At 70.3% G+C, this 3,406-nt stretch carries 4 protein-coding genes and 1 other RNA gene; 3 read left to right on the plus strand and 2 right to left on the minus strand.

The genetic code is table 11. The features are described 5' to 3' along the window. Nucleotides 1-252 precede the first annotated feature (252 nt). The 3 genes from D471_RS37480 (at nucleotide 253) to D471_RS0100360 (ending at nucleotide 1,943) form a co-directional block, all read left to right on the plus strand. A complete protein-coding gene (locus tag D471_RS37480) occupies nucleotides 253-1,074 on the plus strand; it encodes a hypothetical protein (protein WP_017596788.1) in 822 nt (273 codons plus the stop codon). 189 nt (nucleotides 1,075-1,263) lie between these two features. Next, nucleotides 1,264-1,551: a hypothetical protein gene (locus D471_RS0100355; protein WP_026127268.1), complete on the plus strand. Its 288-nt coding sequence runs from the start codon at nucleotides 1,264-1,266 to the stop codon at nucleotides 1,549-1,551. Next, a complete protein-coding gene (locus D471_RS0100360; RefSeq protein ID WP_017596790.1) occupies nucleotides 1,548-1,943 on the plus strand; it encodes a type II toxin-antitoxin system VapC family toxin in 396 nt (131 codons plus the stop codon). Before D471_RS0100355 ends, D471_RS0100360 begins: the two co-directional genes overlap by 4 nt. Before the next feature lie 70 nt (nucleotides 1,944-2,013). Here D471_RS0100360 and ssrA read toward each other — a convergent pair. After that, nucleotides 2,014-2,385: a transfer-messenger RNA gene (ssrA, locus tag D471_RS38085) on the minus strand. Between the two features lie 342 nt (nucleotides 2,386-2,727). Then, nucleotides 2,728-3,406, minus strand: a 679-nt coding sequence (locus tag D471_RS0100365) for a penicillin-binding transpeptidase domain-containing protein (protein ID WP_026127269.1), incomplete at its 5' end; no start/stop codon positions are given.

A 3,406-nucleotide genomic window follows, 5' to 3' on the forward strand; every position in this document is an offset into this window, starting at 1 on the left:
GAGGCCGACGCCCTCGCCCGCGCCTACACGGGTTCCTGAGCGCCCCGGCGGGCCCGCGGTGCGGCACGATGGTGGTCGTGAGAGGGACGGCCTGTCGGGCGCGCGCCTGGACGGCGCGCACGGTGACCGTGGATCGGTTGCCGTGAACGGAGGTCCCGGAACGCCCGCGGGACGTCCCACCCGAGGAAGAAGCCCCGCGAGGACCGCATTCGCGGCAGGCGCCCCCACCAACGCCCCCACGCAGGAGTCTCCATGGCATCCCCCGGCCCCGCCGCTCCGTCGAAGAAACCGGTTCCCCGCGACAGCGGGCCGGTGCTCATCCGCCAGGTACGCCAGACGGCACTGCCCGTCGCCGCGGCGGTCGCCGTGGGGATCGGCTCCGCCGCCGCGACGACCGGTGTACTGGCACGCGAGGACCGGCCCCGGGAGATATCCGGGACGTCGGCCGCCATCAGCTACCGCAAGCCCGGGTCGACCGCGCGGGACTGGGTGACCTACGCCGACCACGTCATCCTGGCCCGGGTCGTGAGCGAGAGGACGGTCCCGCCCCCGCACGAGGATCCCGAACCCGGTGTGGGCGTCGGCCGGAACGTGACCCTGGACGTGCGGCGGGGGCTGTGGTCGGCCGACGACCCGCCCCGCCCGGTGCCCGAGATCTTCGAGTACTCCACCTGGGGATACACCCTCACCGGAGGTCTGGAGAACCACAGGCCCTCGGGGGTCGGGGACCAGCCGCGGCTGGAGGCCGGACACCAGTACGTCATGGCGATCGACTGGGAGGATGAGCGGTGTTCTCCCGGGGACGAGCGCCAGCCGGGAATGTGGCTGGGGTTGGACAACAACTCCGCGGTCCCCGCGGACGACGGTGTCGTGGGCAACGGCGAGCTCGGGGGCCGGGTGACGGACGCGCGGGAGCGCGGCCGTTCCCCCCGGTTCGCGGACGAGGGACCCAACCCGACGGTCCAGGGGCGGATGATGGGCGAGGACGTGGACGCCCTGGCCCGGGAGTTGGCGGCCACCGCACCCGACCCCGCACCGGGCGACCACGACCTGGACCCGGCCCCCTGCGACTGACGGCTGGCCGACCCGCGCTGGACGGAGACGTCCGGGTCCCTGTGCACGGGAAGCCGCCCCTGGCCCGGGGCCTGTGCCATCACCGGCCGCACCGATGAGGACACAGGTCCAAGCGTCATCGGCGTCCAGTGAAACCCCTGCTCACCCTCCAACTCCGCGCTCTAATAGAAGTTCCATTAGACTAGGGTCATGACTACTACGACAGACCCCACCCCCGGCGAGGGCCCGACCGTCACCAAGTCCGTGTCGCTGCACGAGGGGACCGTGGGCGCGATCCTCCACAGAGTCAAGAACCCACGTGGCTTCTCCGCCTACGTGGAGAAAGCCGTACAGCGGCAGATCGAACAGGACATGCTCGGTGAACTGGTGGCCGCGCACGAGGCCGAACACGGGCCGTTGGATCCCGCACGGGTCACAGAAGCAGGAGAGGAGCTGATGGCCGCGCTCCACGGGGACCGCACGGGAGATTCCGAGTGAGCGGGACACTGGTCCTGGACTCCCAGGCCCTGTCTCTGTTCCTCCGGGGGGATGCCCGTACGGCCGAACGCGTCAAGGCCGCCCACAACAAGGGGGTCCGTGTGGTGGTCTCCGCCATCACCACCGCGGAGGCGGACCCGACCGGCGTCCACCCCGCCCGCATGGACTGGGTGCTGTCCCGCCTGATCGTCTTGGACGTGACCCGGGACATCGCCCGGTCAGCCCAGAGGGTGCTGAGAGACTCGGGAATCAGGGGTGGCCACATCCACGCCTTGGACGCCGTGGTCGTGGCGACCGCGTTGTCCGTAACCGGCCCTGTCGCCGTGGCGACCTCCGACCCCGACGACATCACGAAGCTGGCAGGCGGCCGCGTGGGAGTCATCCACGTCTGACCACCCCCGCAAACACGACGAGACGACCCCGCGAGCAAGCGCAGCTTGCGAACAGGGTCGCCTCGAAGACGAGTGGAGGTGGCGGGAATTGAACCCGCGTCCTTCAGTACCGAGCCAGGGCTTCTCCGGGTGCAGTCTGTGCTGCCGTTCTACTCGGCCCCAGCGCTTACACAGACACATCGCTGACGAGCCCAGCCACGAAGATGTCCCATCCGGGCCCCGTGGCCTGATCCGGACGGTAAGTCATCTAGCTGATGCCGGTACCTGGGCCGATGACGAGCTCAGACCGACAGAGTCACTATCGCTTAGGCAGCGAGAGCGAACTCGGAGTGCTTCTTATTGGCACTTGAATTTAAGCGAATGCAGGATTTACGAGGTCACAAACGCAACCCTCGACCCGCTTCCCCTGGAACGACTACCAAAGTCGAAACCGATCACCCCCTGTGGAATTGTCAAAGCCCCCCGTCGCCGGGCGGCCGACACGCGAGCGACGCGCGCTCGACGTGCATCACTCTACCGGTACAACGCCGTGGGCACCAAGTGGATTCCCGGGAGCCGCCCCGGACAGGGAGAAACCCCCGCGGGCGCGGACGCAAGACGGGTCTACGCTGCCCGCGGGGGCGGTCGGCAGGGTCGGGCCGACCTTGGGAACCGACAGAGCCTCCCCCGAGATGAGGTCCTGTCTCCACTGGGCCGCTACCCCCTGTCGCGGCCCCAGTCATAGGGGAAGACGCGAACGACCCTCCGGGGGGTTGCCCGGAGGGTCGTTCGGATGCGAAGCCGCTCAGAAGCCCGGCTGGCCCGTGGTGTCCCCGGCCGTTCCCGAGGCGGTCCCGGTCGGATCGGTCGCGCCGTCGCCGGTCGTACCGGGGACGCCGTTGGTACCGGTCGTACCGGGGATGCCGGTCCCCTCACCCGTGGCACCGGTTCCGTCACCGGTCACACCCGTACCGCCCGCGCCCTCCGTCGGGGTCGGGGTCACCGGCTCGGGCGCGCCGTTGGCCAGGTAGTCGAGGAAGGACACCGTCGAGTTCATCGCGTGGTGTGTCAGCAGAGTCACCTGCGGGTCCACCTCGGCCAGCACCGCGAAGGCCACGTCACCCTGGTAGCCGACGAACCAGTGCAGCGCCGTCCCGTCCTGCTCAGTGCGGGTTGCCTGCCCGTAGACCTCCTCGCCGTACAGGTTCAGGCTCGGCATCCGGGTGGCGACCGCCTGGCGCATCCCCTCCCGGACCACCTCCAGGTCGGCCTCGTCCAGCTCTGAGGGCGCCACCGCCGCGGGGCCCTCCTCGCGGACCAGGCTCGGCGCGTGCCACGTCCCGTCGGCGACGGCCGCGGCGGCGAGTGCCATGGACAGCGGGCTCACCCGCACCCCCTGCTCGCCGTTCATCGCCTGGGCGACGTCGGCCGCGCCGTCACCAATGCTCACCTCGCCGGGGTTGCCGGGCAGCGGCAGCTGCCCG

Origin of the sequence: Nocardiopsis lucentensis DSM 44048 (assembly GCF_000341125.1) — a bacterium.
GTDB classification, from domain to species: Bacteria; Actinomycetota; Actinomycetes; order Streptosporangiales; family Streptosporangiaceae; genus Nocardiopsis; species Nocardiopsis lucentensis.